19 protein-coding genes are annotated in these 20,965 nt (G+C 49.0%); 13 read left to right on the top strand and 6 right to left on the bottom strand.

Annotation, left to right across the window (positions count from 1 at the left end; translation table 11 throughout):
• Positions 1-20: 20 nt before the first annotated feature.
• The 5 genes from CRO03_RS18505 to CRO03_RS04760 all read left to right on the top strand — a co-directional run bounded on the left by CRO03_RS18505 (position 21) and on the right by CRO03_RS04760 (position 5,308).
• On the top strand, positions 21-2,483 hold the full coding sequence (locus CRO03_RS18505) for a M1 family metallopeptidase (RefSeq protein WP_097110501.1): 2,463 nt from the start codon (positions 21-23) through the stop codon (positions 2,481-2,483).
• Positions 2,483-2,971, top strand: a complete 489-nt coding sequence (locus tag CRO03_RS04775; protein WP_097110500.1) for a DUF6702 family protein — start codon at positions 2,483-2,485, stop codon at positions 2,969-2,971. The genes CRO03_RS18505 and CRO03_RS04775 overlap by 1 nt, the downstream gene beginning before the upstream one ends.
• A gap of 66 nt (positions 2,972-3,037) precedes the next feature.
• Complete coding sequence (trxC, locus tag CRO03_RS04770; RefSeq protein WP_097110499.1) at positions 3,038-3,460, top strand: thioredoxin TrxC; 423 nt, start codon at positions 3,038-3,040, stop codon at positions 3,458-3,460.
• 35 nt (positions 3,461-3,495) lie between these two features.
• Entirely contained in the window at positions 3,496-3,987 is a 492-nt protein-coding gene (locus CRO03_RS04765) for a YbhB/YbcL family Raf kinase inhibitor-like protein (RefSeq protein WP_097110498.1), read from the top strand.
• A gap of 91 nt (positions 3,988-4,078) precedes the next feature.
• Positions 4,079-5,308 (top strand): YbfB/YjiJ family MFS transporter, encoded by a 1,230-nt coding sequence (locus tag CRO03_RS04760; protein ID WP_212682342.1) that lies wholly within the window; start codon positions 4,079-4,081, stop codon positions 5,306-5,308.
• A 19-nt stretch (positions 5,309-5,327) separates the two neighbouring features.
• On the opposite strand, the gene mnmE is transcribed toward CRO03_RS04760, so the two are convergent.
• The 5 genes from mnmE to rpmH form a co-directional block, all read right to left on the bottom strand.
• Positions 5,328-6,701 carry a tRNA uridine-5-carboxymethylaminomethyl(34) synthesis GTPase MnmE gene (mnmE, locus tag CRO03_RS04755; protein ID WP_097110497.1) on the bottom strand — a complete coding sequence of 458 codons (1,374 nt, stop codon included), beginning with the start codon at positions 6,699-6,701 and terminating at the stop codon, positions 5,328-5,330.
• A 183-nt stretch (positions 6,702-6,884) separates the two neighbouring features.
• On the bottom strand, positions 6,885-8,549 hold the full coding sequence (gene yidC, locus CRO03_RS04750) for a membrane protein insertase YidC (protein WP_097110496.1): 1,665 nt from the start codon (positions 8,547-8,549) through the stop codon (positions 6,885-6,887).
• A 3-nt stretch (positions 8,550-8,552) separates the two neighbouring features.
• Positions 8,553-8,816, bottom strand: a complete 264-nt coding sequence (gene yidD, locus CRO03_RS04745) for a membrane protein insertion efficiency factor YidD (protein ID WP_026349383.1) — start codon at positions 8,814-8,816, stop codon at positions 8,553-8,555.
• Positions 8,771-9,139 carry a ribonuclease P protein component gene (rnpA, locus tag CRO03_RS04740; protein WP_097110495.1) on the bottom strand — a complete coding sequence of 123 codons (369 nt, stop codon included), beginning with the start codon at positions 9,137-9,139 and terminating at the stop codon, positions 8,771-8,773. Before rnpA ends, yidD begins: the two co-directional genes overlap by 46 nt.
• Before the next feature lie 18 nt (positions 9,140-9,157).
• Positions 9,158-9,295, bottom strand: a complete 138-nt coding sequence (gene rpmH, locus CRO03_RS04735) for a 50S ribosomal protein L34 (protein ID WP_083923053.1) — start codon at positions 9,293-9,295, stop codon at positions 9,158-9,160.
• Between the two features lie 440 nt (positions 9,296-9,735).
• Between rpmH and dnaA the strand changes: the two genes are divergently transcribed.
• From dnaA to CRO03_RS04695, 8 genes are all read left to right on the top strand, one after another.
• Positions 9,736-11,115 (top strand): chromosomal replication initiator protein DnaA, encoded by a 1,380-nt coding sequence (gene dnaA, locus CRO03_RS04730; protein ID WP_097110494.1) that lies wholly within the window; start codon positions 9,736-9,738, stop codon positions 11,113-11,115.
• A 37-nt stretch (positions 11,116-11,152) separates the two neighbouring features.
• On the top strand, positions 11,153-12,256 hold the full coding sequence (gene dnaN, locus CRO03_RS04725; RefSeq protein WP_097110493.1) for a DNA polymerase III subunit beta: 1,104 nt from the start codon (positions 11,153-11,155) through the stop codon (positions 12,254-12,256).
• A 3-nt stretch (positions 12,257-12,259) separates the two neighbouring features.
• Positions 12,260-13,378, top strand: a complete 1,119-nt coding sequence (gene recF / locus CRO03_RS04720; RefSeq protein WP_097110492.1) for a DNA replication/repair protein RecF — start codon at positions 12,260-12,262, stop codon at positions 13,376-13,378.
• Entirely contained in the window at positions 13,362-15,779 is a 2,418-nt protein-coding gene (gyrB, locus tag CRO03_RS04715; RefSeq protein WP_097110491.1) for a DNA topoisomerase (ATP-hydrolyzing) subunit B, read from the top strand. Before recF ends, gyrB begins: the two co-directional genes overlap by 17 nt.
• Before the next feature lie 63 nt (positions 15,780-15,842).
• Positions 15,843-16,769, top strand: a complete 927-nt coding sequence (gene glyQ, locus CRO03_RS04710) for a glycine--tRNA ligase subunit alpha (RefSeq protein ID WP_097110490.1) — start codon at positions 15,843-15,845, stop codon at positions 16,767-16,769.
• Complete coding sequence (gene glyS, locus CRO03_RS04705; RefSeq protein ID WP_097110489.1) at positions 16,766-18,823, top strand: glycine--tRNA ligase subunit beta; 2,058 nt, start codon at positions 16,766-16,768, stop codon at positions 18,821-18,823. Before glyQ ends, glyS begins: the two co-directional genes overlap by 4 nt.
• A 160-nt stretch (positions 18,824-18,983) precedes the next feature.
• Positions 18,984-19,508, top strand: a complete 525-nt coding sequence (locus CRO03_RS04700) for an RNA polymerase sigma factor (RefSeq protein ID WP_097110488.1) — start codon at positions 18,984-18,986, stop codon at positions 19,506-19,508.
• Between the two features lie 40 nt (positions 19,509-19,548).
• Positions 19,549-19,908: a DUF6768 family protein gene (locus tag CRO03_RS04695; protein WP_097110487.1), complete on the top strand. Its 360-nt coding sequence runs from the start codon at positions 19,549-19,551 to the stop codon at positions 19,906-19,908.
• Here CRO03_RS04695 and CRO03_RS04690 read toward each other — a convergent pair.
• Positions 19,905-20,957, bottom strand: coding sequence for a GGDEF domain-containing protein (locus CRO03_RS04690; RefSeq protein WP_141397723.1), 1,053 nt, complete (start codon positions 20,955-20,957; stop codon positions 19,905-19,907). The genes CRO03_RS04695 and CRO03_RS04690 overlap by 4 nt on opposite strands.
• Between the last annotated feature and the right edge of the window lie 8 nt (positions 20,958-20,965).

Below are 20,965 nucleotides of genomic sequence, written 5' to 3'. Positions count from 1 at the left end.
TGTCTTTCAAATCAATATCAATGTTTAGTCTGTTGGCGACGCTGCTTTGCAGTTCAGTTTTTGCTGACAGTGCCATTCGCCAGACCAAAGGTGATTTTGAAGATAAATTTCGCCAGTTAGATGAAGTGTTACCCACGCCGAATATTTATCGCAATGCCGCCGGTGAGCCGGGCCAGCAATACTGGCAGCAGCAGGTCGATTATAAAATGGCTGTGCAGCTGGATGAGTCAGCCCGCCGGTTAAGCACCAAGCAACAAATACGTTATCAGAATAACTCACCTTATACACTTAAGTATTTATGGCTGCACCTTGACCAGAATATCTTTAAAAATGACTCAATGGCCGAAATGAGCACCGATTTTGGTGGTGTTGGCCGTCGCGGTCCGGCAACTTCGGTCGGCGATGGTGAGATCACCGCGCGTTTAAGTCTGGAAGAATTGCGCCGGCAACAGTTTATGGCGGACAACGAGCTGGGCTTTGCTATATCAAATGTGAAAAGCAGCAGTGGCAAAGCATTGCCGGTAACTGTGGTTGGCACCTTAATGCGGATTGATCTGGAAAAACCGTTAAAACCGGGCCAGCAAGTCGGGTTCAGTCTGGATTTTGCCTTTAATATTGTCGAAGAAGATGCGGTATCAGCCCGCGCCGGTTATGAGCATTTTCCGGATGATGAGCGCGAAGGCGGCAATGATATTTTCTTATTGGCGCAGTGGTTCCCGCGTCTAGTGGCTTATACCGACTACGAAGCCTGGACCAACAAAGAGTTTCTGGGCCGGGGCGAATTTACCCTGGAATTTGGCAATTATGATGTTGAGCTGACTGTACCGGGTGACCATATAGTGTCGTCGACCGGTGAGCTGCAAAATAGTAATAAAGTGCTGAGCCGCGAGCAGCTAAACCGGCTGGAGCAGGCAAAAACTGCCAAGCGGCCGGTATTTATTGTTACCGAACAGGAAGCGCTGGAAAACGAGAAAGAGGGCACAGACAGCAGTAAAACCTGGCATTTCAAGGCGAAAAATGTCCGTGATTTTGCCTGGGCTTCATCGCGGAAGTTTATCTGGGACGCCAAAGGTTATCAGCAGGGCGGTAGCGAGCAACCCTTTGTGATGGCAATGTCGTTTTATCCGAAAGAAGGTGGTGAGTTATGGCAGAAATATTCCACTGAGGCGGTAATTCATACCATGGAGGTGTATTCCCGTTTCTCATTCGATTATCCGTATCCGGTCGCGCAATCGGTTAATGGCCCGGTCGGTGGCATGGAATACCCGATGATCACCTTTAACGGCCCTCGCACCAAATTGCAGGACGATGGCAGCCGCACTTACTCTCAGGCCGAAAAACGCTTTTTAATAGGCGTAGTGATCCATGAAATTGGCCATATTTACTTTCCGATGATTGTAAATTCCGACGAGCGGCAATGGACCTGGATGGATGAAGGATTAAACAGCTTTCTTGACGGAGTTGCGGGGCGGGAATGGGACCCGACTATTCCATGGGGCGTAGAGCCAAGGGATATCGTTGATTATATGAAGTCCGATATCCAGGTACCGATTATGACCCAATCTGACAGCGTATTACGGTTAGGACCAAACGCTTATACCAAGCCGGCGGCAGCGCTGAATATTCTGCGGGAAGTGATCCTGGGCCGTGAGCTGTTTGATTTTGCCTTTAAGGAATATGCCGCCCGCTGGAAGTTTAAACGGCCGACGCCGGCTGATTTTTTCCGGACCATGGAAGAAGCAAGCGGGGTTGATCTGGATTGGTTCTGGCGTGGCTGGTTTTACAGCACCGATCATGTCGATATTTCGCTGGATAGAGTGTTTCAGCTGCGTTTAGATACTAAAAACCCGGATATCGATTTTCAGCGTCAACGTCAGCAAGAACTGGATAAGCCTGTGTCGCTGTTTGTTGAACGTAATAAAGCTGAGGGCAAGGTACTTTGGATAGATCAGAATCCGGATGTGCGCGATTTTTATGACGAGAACGATCGTTTTACCGTTACTAATAAAGAACGCAATGCCTACAACAAGTTTCTGCATGAACTGGAGCCCTGGGAGCGCACAGCGTTTGAGCGGGCGGTAGCGGAAGATAAAAACTACTACGTGCTGCAGTTTAGCAATAAAGGCGGCCTGGTGATGCCAATTTTACTGCAACTGAATTATGCCGATGGCAGCAGCGAGCAGCAGTACATTCCGGCTGAGATCTGGCGTCGCAGCCCTAAGGCAGTGAACAAACTTATTGTGACAGCCAAAGATAAAGTGCTGCAAGACGTGGTAGTTGACCCAAAATGGGAAACGGCCGATGTCGATATTGAAAATAACTTTTACCCAAGGCGTATCGTGCCGTCACGAATAGAGGCTTATAAGTCTGAGAAGAGCAAAGCTAAAGTCAGCCGCGATATTATGCAGGACAGCAAAACTGAACTGAAAGATCCGGCAAAAAAGTCAGAAGCTGACAAGCCAGCTGAGCAGGGCGGCAATTAATGCGCTGCTTGCTGAGCTTGCTATTACTGGCCTGCTGCTGTGGCCAGCTGGCGGCGCATGAGATGAAAACAGCGTTGAGTAAGGTGCTGTTTAACTCACGTACTGGCAATATTGAAGTGATGCACCGCTTTTATGTGCACGATGCCGAGCATGGGGTAAAACAGTTATTTGATAACAATGCCGACTTACTGAACAACCAGCAAACCCAACAGCAGTTTAATCAATATGTCGCTGAGCATTTTAGCCTCAGCTCGCTGGCAGGCGAGCCTGTTAAGTTAAGTCTGGTTGGCGGTCAGCTGGATGGCCGGTTTTACTGGGTTTATCAGGAAGCCGCTATCCCGCCAGAACTAGCCGGGCTGCGTTTACAACACAGCTCGTTACAGGCGCTGTGGCCCACTCAGGTCAATATTGTCAATATTGAAGGTATTGACGGTGTTAAAACGCTGAGTTTTGACAATAAAACGACCTGGCAGCAGATAAGTTTTTAGCCGCAACTTTAAAAACTACTGCTTCGACAATATATAACAGAGAATATCCGTTAGCGGGAGCCTGCAATGATTGTTGCCTGTCCGAATTGCCATAGCCTTAACCGTTTACCGGCTGACAAGCCGGCCCTGAATGCCAACTGCGGCAAATGTAAGCAGGCCCTGTTTGCCGGTCAGCCGTTAGAGCTGACTGCTGCTAACTTTGCCGCTCACGCTCATAAGTCTGAACTGCCGTTAGTAGTCGATTTCTGGGCCAGCTGGTGTGGGCCGTGTAAGAGTTTTGCGCCGGTTTTCAGCCAGGCCGCTGCTGAACTGGAACCGCACTTTCGGTTTGGCAAAATTGATACTGAGCAGCAACAACAATTGGCAGGCCAGTTTAATATTCGTTCTATTCCTACCATAATGTTGTTTAAGCAGGGCAAGGTGCTGGCGCAGCAAGCTGGTGCTTTACCCAAACAAGCCTTTTATCAGTGGTTATCTCAGTATAAGTAAGTGGTTACTAACTTTTTATAAGCTATGGAGGCAATATGACTGACGCGCGTTTTACCCTCAGCAGCCCGGATCTGCAGGAAGGCCATTTTATGGCTAAAGTCCACGAATTCGATGGCTTTGGCTGTAGCGGTGACAATGTGTCACCTGAATTGGCGTGGCAAAATCCACCGCAGGATACAAAAAGTTTTGCACTAACTGTATTTGACCCGGACGCACCCACCAGCTCGGGATTCTGGCACTGGCTGGTAACCGATATTCCGGCCGATGCCACCGGCTTAGCCCAGGGAGTGGGTAAAGGCCGTTTGCCGCCGGGTTGTCGCAGCTTTAACAACGATTATGGCAGTAAAGACTTTGGTGGCGCCTGCCCGCCTGAAGGTCATGGTATGCACCGTTACCAGTTTACGGTCTGGGCATTACCGGAGGAAACGCTGGCCGTGCCAGACGATGCCAGCGCTGCAGTGGTCAGTTTTATGCTAAATGCGAATGCCTTGGCCAAGGCGACACTAACTGCAACGTACGCCCGATAGCTATTGCTACAACTATTGCTGCCGGAGCAGTAAAACCCTTTCCGACTAAGGCCGCATATCGCGGCCTTTTTTTCTGGGCTAAGCTGGGTTTTTGCTTGCAGGCTTCGCCAGTCTCGACAACTTACAGCAGGGGTATCAGTTGCCACAGCGCTACTATGTCTTGTTAGCCGGGTTTTTCAGCCAGTTACTTTGCCTGGGCGTGGCCCGCTTTGCCTATACGCCGCTACTGCCGCTGATGCAGCAGCAAACCATCCTGACTGATAGCAGCGGCGGTATGCTGGCAGCTATTAATTACCTGGGCTATATGACCGGTGCGCTGCTGGCGGCCAACCTGACTAACCTTAAACTAAAAGACAGCCTGTACCGGCTTGGCCTGGTTCTGGCGGTTTTAAGTACCCTTGGCATGGCATTCACCGAGAACGTTTATCTGTGGTCATTCTGGCGCTTTGTGGCAGGTTTAAGCAGTGCCGGCTCAATGCTGATTGCTTCCGGCCTGATCATGCACTGGCTGCTTAGCCATAAGCAGCGCGCTGAACTGGGTATTCACTTTGCCGGGCTGGGCCTGGGTATTGCGCTTGCTGCGGTGTTGGTAGAACTGATGCTAAAACTGCAGTTGGACTGGCGCGCCCAGTGGCAATACTTCACCTTGCTGGCGGTGCTGCTGGCTATTCCGGCCTGGCGTTGGTTACCACGCCCTGCCAGCGTTACGGTTAGTGCAGCTGGCCGCTCAGCCGATACCCCACCCACTAAACGCTTTTACCGTCTGCTGCTGGCCAGTTATTTTTGCGCCGGCTATGGTTATGTGATTAGCGCCACCTTTATCGTCACCATAGTAGAGCGCATGCCGGGTTTAACTGGCAGCGGTAACCTGAGTTTTATTGTACTGGGTTTAGCCGCCGCCCCCGCCGTGCTGCTATGGGACTTTATTGCCCGCAAAACCGGCTACCTGAAAGCGATAATGCTGGCGCTACTGGCGCAAATGCTGGCGATTTTACTGCCGCTATGGTTCAGCTCATTAACGGTGGTGCTGTTAAGCGCCGCCTTATTTGGCGCGACTTTTATCGGCGTGGTCAGTTTAGTGCTGACAATGGCCGGCCGCTTATACCCCAGTAAACCGGCGAAACTAATGGGCAAGATGACCTTAGCCTACGGCAGTGCCCAGGTAATCGCACCTGCTCTCACGGGCTATCTGGCAGAAGTAAGTGGTTACTATACGTTAGGTCTATATCTGGCCGCCGGCTTTGTAGGCCTGGGTGCCTTGCTGATAGCGGTATTAATCGGGACTGACCAAACCGCGCAACAGCTGGATGCGGTAAAATAGCTGGGAAGCTGCTACAAGATTACTTGCCGATACAAAATGAGCTGAAGATCCGCCCTAATAAATCATCACTGCTAAATTCGCCGGTAATTTCATTTAAGTGCTGCTGGGTTAGTCGCAGCTCTTCAGCCAGAATTTCGCCGGCAATATAGCTGTGGAGTTGCTCCTGGCCAATGGCCAGATGTTCGGCGGCGCGATCGAGCGCATCTAAATGACGGCGGCGGGCCAGGAAGCTGCCTTCGGTACTGGCGTCAAAACCAATGCATTGCTTGAGATGCTCACGCAGCGCATCTATACCGGCGCCGGTTTTCGCTGATATGCTATAAACAGGAGCCTTGCTGCTGTTCTGCTTTACATCTGGTATCAGAATCTCGCCGGTAATATCAGCTTTATTGCGAATAACGGTAACCCCTAAGCTCGCGGGCAGGCGGTCAATAAAGTCGGGCCAGATAGCGTGCGGGTCGGTAGCGTCAGTGGTGGTGCCGTCGACCATAAATAATACCCTGTCGGCCTGGGCAATTTCCTGCCAGGCGCGCTCTATCCCTATTTGTTCTACCTGATCGGTCGCTTCGCGCAAACCGGCGGTGTCTATAATATGCAAAGGCATGCCATCAATATGAATATGCTCACGCAGCACATCGCGGGTGGTGCCGGCTATCTCAGTAACAATAGCGGCTTCACGCCCGGCTAAGGCATTTAACAAACTGGATTTACCGGCATTAGGCCGGCCCGCTATCACCACTTTCATGCCTTCACGCAAAATACTGCCTTGCGCCGCCTGTTTTTTAACGGTGGCCAGATAATCAATAATCTCTGCCAAATCAGTGGCCACTTTGCCGTCCGATAAAAAGTCAATTTCTTCATCGGGGAAATCTATTGCAGCTTCGACATACATCCGTAGGTAAATGACCTTTTCCACTAATTCGTGAATCCGGCGCGAGAACTCACCTTGCAGTGATTGCATAGCACTGCGGGCCGCTTGCACACTACTGGCATCAATTAAATCGGCAATGGCTTCGGCCTGGGCTAAATCGAGCTTGTCGTTCAGAAAAGCCCGTTCCGAGAATTCACCAGGGCGTGCAATCCGCACATTTGGTGCAGCCAGCACCTGTTTTAACAGCATATCGAGCAGCACCGGGCCGCCGTGGCCTTGTAACTCGAGTACATCTTCGCCGGTAAAGGAATTGGGGCCTGGGAAGAACAGGGCGATGCCCTGATCCAGCACCCTTGCTTCGTTATCAAAAAAAGGTAAGTACTCGGCATAGCGGGGTTTAGGCAGCTTATGCAAGATTGCCTGAGCAACTTTTTTAGTGTCGGGGCCGGAAATGCGGATAATACCAACACCGGCGCGGCCGGGCGCGGTGGCTAAAGCGGCGATGGTGTCGGTACTAAACATAGTTGCCTCTTAATGGAAAAAGCCTGTCGCATGATGCTGACAGGCTAATTTTTACATCTGGCCGGAGCCGGGAAATTCCTGCTTCGCCGCCTTCGACAGCACATCCCTGTGCTCTCTCAGCCTGCGCGGCATCCCTGCCGCTGCTACGCAAGAACACCCGACTCCAGCCTGTCGGTATTGTCGTCAGGCTTTCTTGGTATGTAAGCCTTTCTTTTCCATACCTTTGTAGATATACAGCATTTGCGCCAGTGAAATAAGGTTACTGACAAACCAGTAAAGTACCAGGCCGCTTGGGAACCAGATAAAGAATACTGAGAACGCAACTGGCATCCACATCATAATTTTCTGTTGTAGCGGATCGGTAACCTGCATTGGTGTCAGTTTTTGCATGGCGAACATACTTAAACCAAACAGCACCGGCAGGATGTACCACGGATCTTTCGCCGATAAGTCAGTGATCCACAGCATAAACGGTGCATGGCGCAGCTCGACGCTTTCTACGAATACCCAGTATAACGCCAGGAAAATCGGCATTTGTACCAGCATCGGTAAACAGCCACCCATAGGGTTAACTTTTTCTTTGCGGTACAGCTCCATCATCGCCGGGCCCATTTTCTGGCGGTCATCTTTATACCGGGCTTGCAGCTCTTCAATTTTTGGCTTTAAGTTGCGCATCTTGGCCATTGATTCATATTGAATTTTGGTCAGCGGGTACATAATGCCTTTAACAAGAACGGTGATCAGAATAATCGCCAGACCCCAGTTCACTACAAAGCCCTGAATGGTGGTTAGTAACCAGAATAACGGCTGCGAAATAAAAAACAGGAAGCCGTAATCAACAGTTAAATCCAGGCCATCGGCCAGCACGGCTAATTTATCCTGCTGTTTCGGGCCGGCATAAAAGGTGCTGCCAACTACCGTGCTTTCGCCAGGCTGTAATTCAATCACTTCACTGCGGCTGCCAATAACACCTTTGGCACCTGATACCATACTATACAGACGTTGCGGCTGAGTTTGGTCAGGTACCCAGGCAGCGACAAAGTAGTGCTCCAGCATCGCAACCCAGCCACCAGTGCTATTAATAGCCAGGTTGTTCTTGGCCATATCGTCAAAGTCGTATTTTTCGTAGCGGTCTTCATTGCTGCCGTAAGCTGCACCCCGGTAAATAGGCATCATCATGCTGCTGCTTTCGCCGTTATCGATGTTTTGCACCAGGTGCTGATAAGGCTGAATACGCTTACTGACATCACTTTCGTTGACAATAGAATACTCTACCCGGACATCATATTTGCCGCGACTGAAGATAAAGCGCTTTTCTATTTGTAAGCCGTTAAAATTAGTCACCAGCGGTACTACCAGCTCATCACTGCCATCAGCCAGTTGATACTGCTGCTGCGCAAACTGATATGGCTGACGACTGTTGGTCTGGTCATCCGGGCCATCTGCACCAATTAAGCCAGATTGCGCGGTATATTCAAAACCAGGCAGTTTGCGCATTAATACATACGGCAGCTCACTGCCCTTGGTTAGTTCGTATTCAGGCAAGGTCAGGCCAACAATGTCACCACGGCTGGTATCAATCTCAACATTTAATACGTCGGTTGCCACTGTTACCAGCTGGGCCGATGGGGTGGCGGTCTCGGTAACCTGGCTGGGCGCATCATCACCGGTTAGCCGGATGTCACCGTTACTGTCGGTAGTACTGCTGCCTGGCGTGACACTTTGTGCCTGTTCAGCCGTAGTGGGGGCGGCAATGGGTTTTGGGCCATAATCTTTTTGCCATTCCTGCCAAAGGAAAAAACTGACGATTGCCAGGGCAATTACTAAAAAACTGCGTTGTGAATCCATGGGTTAGCTTTTCTCATTATGCTTATCAGGAACGGGATCATCACCGCCCTTATGTAAGGGGTGACATTTTAATATGCGTTTGCCTGCTAACCAAGCACCTTTTACCGCACCAAAGCGTTCAATAGCAGTAATGGCATAGTGTGAGCATGTTGGATTGAAGCGGCAATGTGGTCCCAGCAGCGGGCTTAATACCAGCTGATAACCACGAACCAGCATTAACATCAGCTTGATTGTAAAGCGATGTACTGGCGAGCGATTTTGCTCCATAGCCGTTCCAGTTGTTTCAACAGTTCACTATTCGGGGTGTTACTGATATCACCCTTTACCATTAATACCAGATCGACGCCGGGCAACTGGTGTTGATGCAAACGAAAGCTGTCACGCACACAACGTTTTATACGATTGCGTTGCACGGCCAATTTAACACGTTTTTTAGCGATAGTAAGGCCTAATCGCGGGTGTGTAAGCTGATTTGGTTTTGCAAGAATGGTAAACAGGGGAGAAGCAACCCGAAAAGGGTGTTGGAAGACATTGTCGAATTGACTGGGAGCTAACAGGCGTAACTCCCGGCCGAAGTTCAGGCTGACCACGCAGCGCTTAACAGCCGATTACGCTGATAAACGCTGACGGCCCTTAGCACGACGACGCGCTAAAACCTGGCGACCATTTTTAGTGGCCATGCGTGCACGGAAACCGTGGTTGCGCTTGCGTTTTAATACGCTTGGTTGAAACGTTCTTTTACTCATAATTTCATCCGTCCGGTCGAAATATTTACTAAGATTACCTGTGTTTTAGCAAATACACCAAAACGCAGCTGACAAAAATGAGCGCGAATTTTAAGTAGTTCGGGCTACAAAGTCAATGCGATCCTTACTTTTATTCTGATCTGATCGTTGTTTTACTGTTCACTTTAATAAGTTTTCCACAGCCTCACTGATCTTACTGAATAAAATGTGGGTTAATTGTTTTTTAGGCCAGAAAGTGCTGCCGGATTTGTTCAGTATTATTAAATAGAATAAGGCATTATTAATTAACAAATACAGATGCTTACATTAATTTATTTGCAGCAGAGGTTTTTTTTGAAAAGTCAATGTTGAACTTGTGGATAAGATCATACGATAATGGCCGACTTGCGTAATGACACCAGCCTTAATTTATAATTTTAACCAGGGCTTCAGGAGACACGGTGTATCAATCTGTTTGGCAAAATTGTTTACAGGCATTGCAGGCGGAGCTTCCTGCCCAGCATTTCAGTATGTGGATCCGGCCTCTACAGGCAGATAGCTCGTCTGACTCGCTGATCCTGTATGCGCCAAACCGGTTTGTACTGGATTGGGTACGCGAAAAGTACCTGAACCGGATCCTGGAACTGATCCAGGATTATTGTGGTGACGATGCCCCCCGGCTGAAGTTTGATGTTGGTAACAGCCAACAGCAAACTAAACGGCCGCCGGGCAACAGCCATTTACCACAGCCGGAAGCCAGCCAGAATAACCCTGGCCCGGCACCGCGTGAAACCGCTGAGCCCGCCCCAAAAACCATAGTGCGTAGTAACGTGCGGGCTAATTATACCTTTACCAATTTCGTTGAAGGTAAGTCGAACCAGTTAGCGCGTGCCGCGGCCAGCCAGGTTGCTGATAACCCGGGTACCGCTTATAACCCGTTATTTATCTACGGCGGCACCGGTTTAGGTAAAACTCACTTGTTACATGCGGTAGGCAACGGCATTCTAGCCAAGAAGCCTGACGCGAAAGTAATTTATATGCACTCAGAACGCTTTGTGCAGGATATGGTAAAAGCGTTACAAAACAATGCTATAGAAGAGTTTAAGCGCTATTACCGTTCGGTTGATGCGCTGCTTATCGATGATATTCAGTTTTTTGCCAATAAAGAGCGCTCGCAGGAAGAGTTCTTCCATACCTTTAATGCGTTGCTGGAAGGAAACCAGCAAATCATTCTGACCAGCGACCGTTACCCGAAAGAAATAGATGGTGTGGAAGACCGCCTGAAATCACGTTTTGGCTGGGGTTTAACCATCGCTATCGAACCGCCGGAGCTCGAGACCCGGGTAGCGATTCTGATGCGCAAAGCGCAGGAAAACCAAATTCGTTTGCCGGAAGAAGTCGCCTTTTTTGTTGCCAAGCGCTTACGCTCTAACGTCCGTGAACTTGAAGGCGCGTTAAACCGGGTTATTGCCAACGCCAATTTTACCGGTCGGCCGATAACCATAGATTTCGTTCGTGAAGCATTACGAGACTTACTGGCATTGCAGGATAAGCTGGTCACCATAGAAAACATTCAGAAAACAGTAGCTGAATATTACAAAATTCGGGTGGCTGATTTGTTGTCAAAACGCCGGTCCCGTTCAGTGGCGCGGCCGCGACAGATGGCCATGGCGTTATCGAAAGAACTTACCAACCACAGTCTGCCGGAAATAGGTGATGCGTTTGGTGGTCGTGATCATACGACAGTGCTGCATGCCTGTCGCAAAATAGAATCATTGAAAGAAGAAACCCACGAAATAAAAGAGGATTTTCAAAACCTCATTCGCACGTTGTCTTCATAGCAGGTTTTAACAGGGTCATCCTAACTAGGGTTAAGCTATGCAATTTGTTATCAACAGAGACGCCTTACTCAAGCCACTGCAAATGGTGTCGGGTGCCATAGAACGCCGTCACACTTTACCTATTTTATCTAACGTGTTGCTGGAAGTAACAGAACAGCAGCTGGCATTAACTGGTACAGACTTAGAAGTTGAGCTGGTTGCCACCACTGACGCTGTGCAGGTGCAACAGGTTGGCCGGGTTACTGTGCCGGCGAAAAAGCTGTTGGATATTTGCCGCAGCTTACCGGAAAATAGCGATATTAAAGTGGTAATGCAGGCTGAAAGCTGCATTTTAACCTGTGGCAAAACTAAATTTACCTTGTCAACCTTAAGTGCTGCCGAATACCCTAATCTGGAAAGCTGGCAGGGCGAGGTTGATATCAGTATCAGCCGCCAGCAATTGCGTAAATTACTGGATGACACAGCGTTCTCGATGGCGAATCAGGATGTTCGTTATTACCTGAATGGTTTGTTATTTGAAGTAGACAATGGCAGCTTAACGGCAGTGGGTACAGACGGCCATCGTCTGGCACTCAGTAAACTGGCATTGCCCGGTGTAAATTTGCAGCAAAAGCAAATCATTATCCCACGTAAAGGTGTGCTGGAGATTATGCGTTTACTGGCTAATGATGATCAGCTTATTCAGTTAAGCCTGGGCCAGAACCATATCCGCTTGTCTGATCAGGGTTTTACCTTTAGCAGTAAACTGATTGATGGCCGATTCCCGGATTATAGGCGGGTGCTGCCGCGTAACAGCACAAAACTGGTTACTGCCCACCGGCCGGTGCTTAAAGATGCCTGTACCCGCGCTTCAATTTTATCTAATGAAAAATACCGTGGCGTGCGTTTTACGTTGAACAACGATGAGCTGCAAATTATGGCCAATAACCCTGAGCATGAACAGGCAGAGGAGGTTATTGAAGTTGAGTATCAGGGGGAGCCACTGGAAATTGGCTTTAACGTGGGTTATATGCTGGACGTGCTAAACACCCTGAATACTGATCTGGTTATTTTGCATTTAAATGATGCTAACTCCAGTACCTTAATTGAAGGTGTTGGTAACGAAGGTGCGTCTTACGTTGTTATGCCGATGCGCTTGTAAATAATGGCTTTGTTGTCTTTGCAAGTCAGCCAGTTTCGCAATATGGCGGCGCTGGCTGTAACTGCCCACCCTGAATTTAATCTTATTTATGGCAAAAATGGCAGCGGTAAAACCAGTTTGCTGGAGGCCATTTATTATCTGGCGCATGGCCGTTCCTTTCGCAGCAGAGTACACCAACGGCTAATTAAAGACGACGCTGCGCATTTTACGTTGCACGCCAAAGTCAGTAATAACCAGCAAAGCTATAGTCTGGGTTTGCAACGCAGTCGGACAGCTGAATTGCTGCTGCGGTTAAATGGTGCTAACGTGCAGCGGCTAGCCGAGTTTGCCAGTTTGCTGCCAGTACAGCTGTTAACGCCAGATAGCTTCCGCTTGTTTTTTGGTGGCCCAAAGGAACGCCGGCAATTTTTCGATATGGGTGTGTTCCACGTGGAACCAGGCTTTTTTCCGGTTTGGTTGCAGTTTAGCCGGGTTCTTAAGCAGCGTAATTCCCTTTTGAAGCAGCGCCGACGTTATGATGATCAATTTGCGTATTGGGACCAACAGTTCGCCAGCCTGGCCTGGCAGCTGCAGGGCCAGCGCCAGTTGTATATCGACCAGCTAACGCAAGCCTATCAGCTGCTGGTTGCCGGGAATGAGTTACTGACTGACATCACTATGCAATTACAAAGTGGCTGGCCTGAGCGGATTAATAGCGAGCAGGCACTGCTGGCGTTACTGCAACAGAATTTTGAACAGGATTGCAGGCAGGGTTTTACCCAGTATGGCCCGCAGAAAGCAGATTTAAAGTTAAAAAAAGCGCAGCTGACGGTGGAAGAAGTATTATCCCGTGGCCAGCTAAAAGTGTTATTATTTGCACTTAAAATCGCCCAGAACAATGTAATCAGCAACAGTGGTAACAAACAACCATTGCTGTTGATTGACGACTTGGCGTCAGAACTGGATTCCAGTTCGACCCAACTTGTTTTTGAGTATTTAACCCAGATTAATTCACAGGTATTTATTACTGCAATTAATGCTGATCAGGTTTCACCTTATATTGCTGCCGAACGCAGCAAAATGTTTCACGTGGAACACGGTCAGATAACAGCACGGACAGACAAAGATGGCCGAACAACATAATTACGATTCCTCAAGTATTAAAGTATTAAAAGGGCTGGATGCCGTTCGTAAAAGACCAGGCATGTATATCGGTGACACCGATGACGGCACTGGTTTACACCATATGGTGTTCGAGGTGGTCGATAACTCTATCGACGAAACCCTGGCTGGCTATTGCACCGATATCTGGGTAACTATTCATAGCGATGGTTCTGTATCGGTCCGTGACAATGGCCGTGGTGTGCCAACCGAAATGCACGAAGAGGGCGTATCGGCTGCTGAAGTTATTATGACAGTGCTGCACGCTGGCGGTAAGTTCGACGAGAACTCTTATAAAGTATCCGGCGGTTTGCACGGTGTTGGTATTTCGGTAGTTAACGCCTTATCTGATAAATTGGAACTGACAATTCGTCGTAAAGGCCAGGTCCATAATCAGATTTATCATTTAGGAGTACCGCAGGCGCCTCTGGCAGTAATTGGTGAAACAGAAGATACCGGCACCGCTATCCGGTTCTGGCCAAGCCCGACAGTGTTCAGCGATATTGATTACCACTACGATATCCTGGCCAAGCGTTTACGGGAACTGTCGTTCCTGAACTCGGGCGTCAGTATTATTCTGTCGGACGAACGCAACGACAAGAAAGATCACTTTAAATATGAAGGCGGTATTGAAGCGTTCGTACAATATCTGAACCGCAGCAAAACCAGTGTTCACCCCAAAGCATTCTATTTTACTGACCAGCGCGAAGATGGTATTTCAGTAGAAGTGGCGATGCAGTGGAACGATAGCTATCAGGAAAACGTGTTTTGCTTTACCAATAATATTCCACAGCGTGACGGCGGGGCTCACTTAGCCGGTTTCCGTGGTGCGTTAACCCGGGTGCTGAATAACTATATTGAGCACGAAGGTTACGCTAAGAAAATGAAGGTACAGGCCTCAGGTGATGACGCCCGTGAAGGCTTAACCGCTGTGGTTAGCGTAAAAGTACCCGATCCAAAATTCAGTTCACAAACCAAAGATAAGCTGGTTTCCAGTGAAGTACGCTCTGCCGTAGAAGGTATCATGGGCGAGAAACTGAACGAATACCTGCTGGAAAACCCGGGCGATGCGAAAATTATCGTCGGCAAAATAGTTGATGCAGCGCGGGCGCGTGATGCTGCGCGTAAAGCGCGGGAAATGACCCGGCGCAAAGGCGCGTTGGATATTGCCGGTTTGCCAGGCAAGCTGGCTGACTGTCAGGAGAAAGACCCGGCTTTCTCTGAACTCTATATTGTAGAGGGTGACTCAGCAGGTGGTTCTGCCAAGCAGGGCCGCAATCGAAAAAATCAGGCTATTTTGCCACTGAAAGGTAAAATTCTGAACGTGGAGAAAGCCCGCTTTGACAAAATGCTGTCATCACAGGAAGTGGGCACGCTGATTACCGCTTTGGGTTGTGGTATTGGCCGGGAAGAATATAACCCGGATAAAACCCGTTACCACAGTATCGTGCTGATGACTGATGCTGACGTCGACGGTTCTCACATTCGTACCTTGTTACTGACCTTTTTCTACCGGCAAATGCCTGAACTGATTGAGCGTGGTTATATCTATATTGCTCAGCCACCACTGTTTAAGGTTAAGAAAGGCAAGCAGGAGCAGTATATTAAAGATGAGCCATCGCTGGTTGAGTACTTAACCACCTTAGCGTTAGACGAAGCCAGCCTGCACGTTAATGCCGATGCGCCTGGTATCAGTGGCGAGCATCTGGAAAAGTTGGTGCGGTTGTATCACAAGGTAACCGCCATTATTGACCGTTTAAGCCGGAAAATTCCTTACAACTTACTAAACGAGCTTATCTATGTTACTGGTCTCTCTCCGGACAACGTTAAAGATAAAACCGTGGTGGAAGCCTGGGTAAAAACTCTGGCAAAACGGTTGGATGAGAAAGAAGGTGACGGTTCAAGTTACAAGTACGATGTACTGGAAGACCGGGAACGTCACTTGTTCCAGCCGAAAGTTATTATTCGTCAGCATGGTATCGATAACGAATATGCGCTGCATTACGACTTTATCACTTCACGTGATTATCAAAGCATCGTTAGTTTAGGCGATGAAATTCGTGACTTGATGGAAGAAGGTGCTTATATCCGCCGCGGTGAAAAGGTTAAGCCAGTAGAAACCTTCGTTGAAGCACTTAACTGGTTAATGGCTGAATCAAAGCGTGGCTTATATATTCAGCGTTATAAAGGACTGGGTGAAATGAATCCGGATCAGCTATGGGAAACCACCATGGACCCGCAAAACCGGCGAATGCTGCAGGTTACTATCGAAGATGCGGTAGGTGCAGACCAGCTGTTTGCGACCCTGATGGGTGACCATGTTGAGCCACGGCGCGCATTTATTGAAGAAAACGCGTTGTACGTTGCCAACTTAGACGTATAGTTTTTTACCAGATAACAAGACAGGGGCTGCGGCCCCTCAGTCATTTTAGCGAGTTAGCAGCGCATGCATAAATACGATATTAAAACCTTCCAGGGGTTAATACTGGCCTTACAGGATTACTGGGCCCGTCAGGGCTGTGTTCTTGTCCAGCCGCTGGATTTAGAAGTGGGTGCCGGTACCTTCCACCCGATGACCTTTCTACGCTCACTTGGGCCAGAGCCAACCAACGTGGCCTATGTGCAGCCATGCCGCAGGCCTACCGATGGCCGTTATGGTGAAAACCCGAACCGTTTACAACATTACTACCAGTTTCAAGTGATCTTAAAACCATCGCCAGACAATATTCAGGAGCTGTACTTAGGCTCACTGCGTGAGTTGGGGATTGATACCCTGGTGCACGATATCCGCTTTGTTGAAGACAACTGGGAATCACCCACGCTGGGTGCCTGGGGCCTGGGCTGGGAAGTGTGGTTAAACGGTATGGAAGTGACTCAGTTTACCTACTTCCAACAGGTGGGTGGCTTAGAATGCCGGCCGGTTACCGGTGAAATTACTTACGGCTTAGAGCGTCTCGCCATGTACATTCAGGGTGTTGATTCTATCTATGACTTAGTCTGGACCGATGGCCCGTTGGGCCTGGTTACCTACGGTGATGTATTCCACCAGAATGAAGTTGAGCAGTCGACGTATAACTTTGAGCATGCCGATGTACCGGCATTATTTGCCCAGTTTGACCAATGTGAAAAAGAAAGCCACTACCTGATAGAGCAGGGCCTGGCGCTACCGGCTTATGAAAAAGTGATGAAAGCCTCGCATGCCTTTAATATGTTGGACGCGCGCCATGCTATATCGGTAACTGAGCGCCAACGTTATATTCTGCGGGTGCGTACTTTAGCTAAGGCCTGTGCCGAAGCCTATTTCGCCAGCCGTGAGAAACTTGGTTTTCCGCTTTGTAAAAACGCTACGCCACAACAGCAGGAGGCCAAATGAGCGCACAGGATTTTCTGGTAGAAATTGGTACTGAAGAGCTGCCACCAAAAGCGCTTAAAACTCTGGCCAGTGCCTTTGCCGACAACATTGCCAGCGAGTTGGCAAAACAAGAGCTTAGCCATACCGATGTGATCTGGTATGCCGCACCCAGGCGTTTAGCAGTGCGGGTAAACAGCCTTGCACAGAGCCAGAGCGATAAAGTTGTCGAGAAGCGCGGCCCTGCTATTGCTGCTGCCTTTGATGCCGATGGTAAGCCTACCAAGGCTGCCGCTGGCTGGGCGGCTGGCTGTGGCATAAGTGTTGAGCAAGCCGAGCGGCTGGAAACTGACAAAGGTGCCTGGTTGCTGCATAAGCAATTACAGAAGGGCCAGAACACCACTGCGTTATTGGCTGACGTTATAAAAACTGCCCTGGCTAAATTACCGATTGCCCGGCCAATGCGCTGGGGTAGCTCTGATGCGGAGTTTATCCGGCCAGTACATACTATTATTATGCTGTATGGCAACGAGGTAGTGCCTGCCACTATTTTGGGCCGCAGCAGCAATAATAAAAGTTATGGCCATCGTTTCCATGCGCCGGAACTGGTTGAAATTGCCAATGCCGATGCTTATTTACCGACCTTGCAGCAGGCTTATGTGGTGGCAGATTACCATCAGCGCAAAGCTATGATTGCCGAACAGGTTAACGCCACGGCTGACAGCTTAAACGCCACTGCGCAAATGGATGATGCCTTGCTGGAAGAAGTGGCGTCGTTAGTGGAATGGCCAGTGGTATTAGTCGGCAGCTTTGAACAAAGCTTTCTGCAGGTGCCGGCTGAACCGTTAATTTCAACGATGAAAGATAATCAGAAATACTTCCCGCTGTTGGATAAGCAGGGCAATTTACTGAATAAGTTTATCTTTGTAACCAATATTGAAAGTAAAGATCCGCAACAAATTATCAGCGGCAATGAAAAAGTCGTGCGGCCACGTTTAGCCGATGCTGAGTTTTTCTTTAACACTGACTGTAAAACCAAACTGGAACAGCGGCTGGATAGTTTAAAAACGGTGTTGTTCCAGCAGCAGTTAGGTACCCTGGCGGAAAAATCAGAGCGCATTAGCAAAGTAGCCGGTTTTGTCGCGACGAAAATTGGTGCCGATCAGGCTGCCGCAGAGCGGGCCGGCTTGCTATCGAAAACCGATTTAATGACCAATATGGTTGGCGAGTTTCCGGAAGTGCAGGGCATCATGGGTATGCATTATGCCCGGCTGGACGGCGAGGACGAAGCGGTCGCACTGGCATTAAACGAGCAGTATATGCCGCGTTTTGCCGGCGATCAGTTACCAAGCCGCTTAGAAGGCGCTGCGGTAGCCATTGCCGATAAACTGGATACTTTAGTCGGTATTTTTGGTATCGGCCAGATCCCGAAAGGTGATAAAGACCCCTTTGCATTACGCCGGGCTGCTATAGGTGCGCTGCGGATTATGGTTGAGAAACAACTGGCTCTGGATCTGGTTGAGATTATTGCCTTCAGCCAGCAAACATTTGCTGACAAGTTAACTAACCCAAAAGTCGACGACGAAGTTCTGGACTTTATGCTGGGACGGTTCCGCGCCTGGTATCAGGATGAAGGCTATGCAGTCGATGTTATTCAGGCTGTACTGGCACGTCGGCCAACCAGCCCAAGTGACTTTGACAAGCGGGTAAGTGCGGTGGCCGAATTCAGTAAACTGGACGCCGCAGCCGCCTTAGCAGCCGCCAATAAGCGAGTAGCTAATATTCTGGCGAAAGTAGCTGACGACATACCACCGAAAGTAAGTACTAACTTACTGCAAGAATCAGCAGAGCACGCGCTTTATCAGGCAATCACTGCCGAACAAGCATATCAGATAGAAGGTCACAGCTACCGCGACAGCCTGGCCCATTTAGCCGGTATGCGTAGTGTGATCGACAGCTTTTTTGATCAGGTAATGGTAAATGCTGACGATAACGCCGTGCGCTTTAACCGCCTCGCGTTGTTAAAACAGCTGCGGGAATTATTCCTGCAAGTCGCTGATATTTCAGTTTTACAGTAGTAATCGCCATTACACTTGTTAAAAGCCAGCTTAACCGCTGGCTTTTTTGTTTGTGGGATACGATAAATAGCTCGCTGGCCGGAAAATAAATTTGGCTTGGCTTGAACCTGACCGTGCCACGCGTCGTCTCTTTATCGTAATAACAACAATAAGGACAACAATGCAGCAGGCACAACTCGACTTACTGGTGATGGCAATGCAAGGCGGCGACAAACGCGCCTTTACTTTGTTGTATCAGCATTATCACCGTGACTTGCGCCGGTTCGCAGCCTATTTACTGGCTAACCCGGCGGCAGCTGAAGATCTGGTGCAAAACGTCTGGTTAAAAGTCAGCCGGCGAATTGCCCGCTTAAATGACCCGGCGGTATTTACCAGCTGGTTATATCGGGCGGTGCGTTGGGAAGTGCTGGATTACCAGAAACAAACGGCAAACCGCAAGCAGCAGCCACTAAACGAAGATGAGCCCACGGCTGTTTGTGATGAGCATAGTGAAAAAAATGCCGATAGCAGCGATTTAAATAAGGCGCTGGCTTTGCTAGCAGCAGATGAGCGTTTAGTGATTCAACTGCATTATTTGCATGAATTAGAGCTAAGCCAGATAGCCTTAATCGTGGACATACCCTTAGGTACGGTTAAATCGCGTTTGCACCGGGCGCGACAGCAGTTACAACAGCGCCTGCAATAACACTTGTAACAACGGTTACAAATACAACGAGGAACAGGTTATGACTATTGATACAGATATTAAGCAGCAGTTAGCTCAGCAGGCAGCGGAGCTGGATAAGTTGATGCGGGAAGAGCAGGGGCTGGAGAAGGTATTAGCCTCTGGTTTTAAAGGCGGGCTTGGCGGGATTATGATAATTGCCTACATACTGGCAATCTTGCTGGCAGTGGCAATTTTATATTGTGGCTATAACTTTTTCACCGCAGAACCGGGGCAGCAATTGTTCTGGGGCGTGTCATTGTTGTTGGTGTTTCAGGCCCAGGTTGCGACAAAACTGTGGATCTGGATGGAAACCAACCGCAGCTCAACCTTACGTGAGCTGAAAAGACTGGAACTGGCTGTGGCGAAGTTAACTGTTTAGCACACCAGGTTACGGCCGCTGTGTTTCGCAAGGTATAATTGCTTGTCGGCGTGTTCAATAGCGGCCGCCAGGCTGTTGCTATCATGGCAACCGGCGACCCCGAAACTGGCTGTGACCGGCAGTGCCAGTTTGCCATGTTGCAGTGGCTGGTCCAGCAAAGCCTGGCGGATCTTCTCAGCAACCAGCATGGCGTCGTCAGCGCTGGTTTTTGGCAGAAAAAACAGAAACTCTTCACCACCAATCCGACAAGCAATGTCCTGCTGCCGCAGATTACGTCGAAATAAATTGGCGAGGTGGCGCAAGACGGCATCACCTGCGGCATGACCATGTTGGTCATTCAGTTGTTTAAAGTGGTCAATATCGCAAATAATTACTGCCATAGGCAGAAAGGCGTCAGCTTGTTGCTGCAAATTAATGTTCAGTGATGAATCAATGAACCTGCGGTTTAGTAATAAGGTAAGCGGGTCAGTATTGGCCTGTACTTCTTTACTCTGTTGCAGTAAGTCCATCGCTTCATGACTACGTTCCCGGTAATGATCGTTAATCCAGCAGACAATAATGACGATAAGCAATGAAGCAATAAACCGGCTGGCCTCGGCTTCTTTATAATCTGCCATAATAATGTCTGGTATAAACAACATTACACCCAGTACTACTAATAGCAATGCATTGCTTAACAGGGCTTTTTTAACCCCGAGTAAGCCAAACAGAATAGCCGGGAACGGGAACACCCAGTAAAGGGCGGTATTATTAAAGCCGCCCTGATATACCAGGGCAAGTACAAAGAAACCGACCAGAACAGCTTCAATATTACAAGCCAGATTTAAATTGCCAGACCAGCGAAAGTAACTGATATTAATGAGAAATGTGGCGCCCGTGCCGAATAAGATCAGCGGCAGCAAAGCAACTTCACCACCGAGGTTTTTAAAACCGTAGATAAACATGACGACAGAGGTAATGTAACTGACAAAAGATAAAATATAACGCCGGCGTCGGGCGTCAATTTTCTCAGCTTGCCGAGCACTATCCTTGTTCAGAGCTACCTGCAACAGCACCA

It is taken from the genome of Arsukibacterium tuosuense (genome assembly GCF_900215315.1).
Classification (GTDB): domain Bacteria; phylum Pseudomonadota; class Gammaproteobacteria; order Enterobacterales; family Alteromonadaceae; genus Alishewanella; species Alishewanella tuosuense.
This window is presented reverse-complemented; position numbering and strand designations above follow the sequence as displayed.

What these genes read in the sequence shown, in the direction of transcription:
- CRO03_RS18505 (WP_097110501.1), top strand. Translation starts at nt 21, where the DNA reads ATGTTTAGTCTGTTGGCGACGCTGCTTTGCAGTTCAGTTTTTGCTGAC.
- CRO03_RS04775 (WP_097110500.1), top strand. Translation starts at nt 2,483, where the DNA reads ATGCGCTGCTTGCTGAGCTTGCTATTACTGGCCTGCTGCTGTGGCCAG.
- trxC (WP_097110499.1), top strand. Translation starts at nt 3,038, where the DNA reads ATGATTGTTGCCTGTCCGAATTGCCATAGCCTTAACCGTTTACCGGCT.
- CRO03_RS04765 (WP_097110498.1), top strand. Translation starts at nt 3,496, where the DNA reads ATGACTGACGCGCGTTTTACCCTCAGCAGCCCGGATCTGCAGGAAGGC.
- mnmE (WP_097110497.1), bottom strand. Translation starts at nt 6,701, where the DNA reads ATGTTTAGTACCGACACCATCGCCGCTTTAGCCACCGCGCCCGGCCGC.
- yidC (WP_097110496.1), bottom strand. Translation starts at nt 8,549, where the DNA reads ATGGATTCACAACGCAGTTTTTTAGTAATTGCCCTGGCAATCGTCAGT.
- yidD (WP_026349383.1), bottom strand. Translation starts at nt 8,816, where the DNA reads ATGGAGCAAAATCGCTCGCCAGTACATCGCTTTACAATCAAGCTGATG.
- rpmH (WP_083923053.1), bottom strand. Translation starts at nt 9,295, where the DNA reads ATGAGTAAAAGAACGTTTCAACCAAGCGTATTAAAACGCAAGCGCAAC.
- dnaN (WP_097110493.1), top strand. Translation starts at nt 11,153, where the DNA reads ATGCAATTTGTTATCAACAGAGACGCCTTACTCAAGCCACTGCAAATG.
- recF (WP_097110492.1), top strand. Translation starts at nt 12,260, where the DNA reads ATGGCTTTGTTGTCTTTGCAAGTCAGCCAGTTTCGCAATATGGCGGCG.
- gyrB (WP_097110491.1), top strand. Translation starts at nt 13,362, where the DNA reads ATGGCCGAACAACATAATTACGATTCCTCAAGTATTAAAGTATTAAAA.
- glyQ (WP_097110490.1), top strand. Translation starts at nt 15,843, where the DNA reads ATGCATAAATACGATATTAAAACCTTCCAGGGGTTAATACTGGCCTTA.
- glyS (WP_097110489.1), top strand. Translation starts at nt 16,766, where the DNA reads ATGAGCGCACAGGATTTTCTGGTAGAAATTGGTACTGAAGAGCTGCCA.
- CRO03_RS04700 (WP_097110488.1), top strand. Translation starts at nt 18,984, where the DNA reads ATGCAGCAGGCACAACTCGACTTACTGGTGATGGCAATGCAAGGCGGC.
- CRO03_RS04695 (WP_097110487.1), top strand. Translation starts at nt 19,549, where the DNA reads ATGACTATTGATACAGATATTAAGCAGCAGTTAGCTCAGCAGGCAGCG.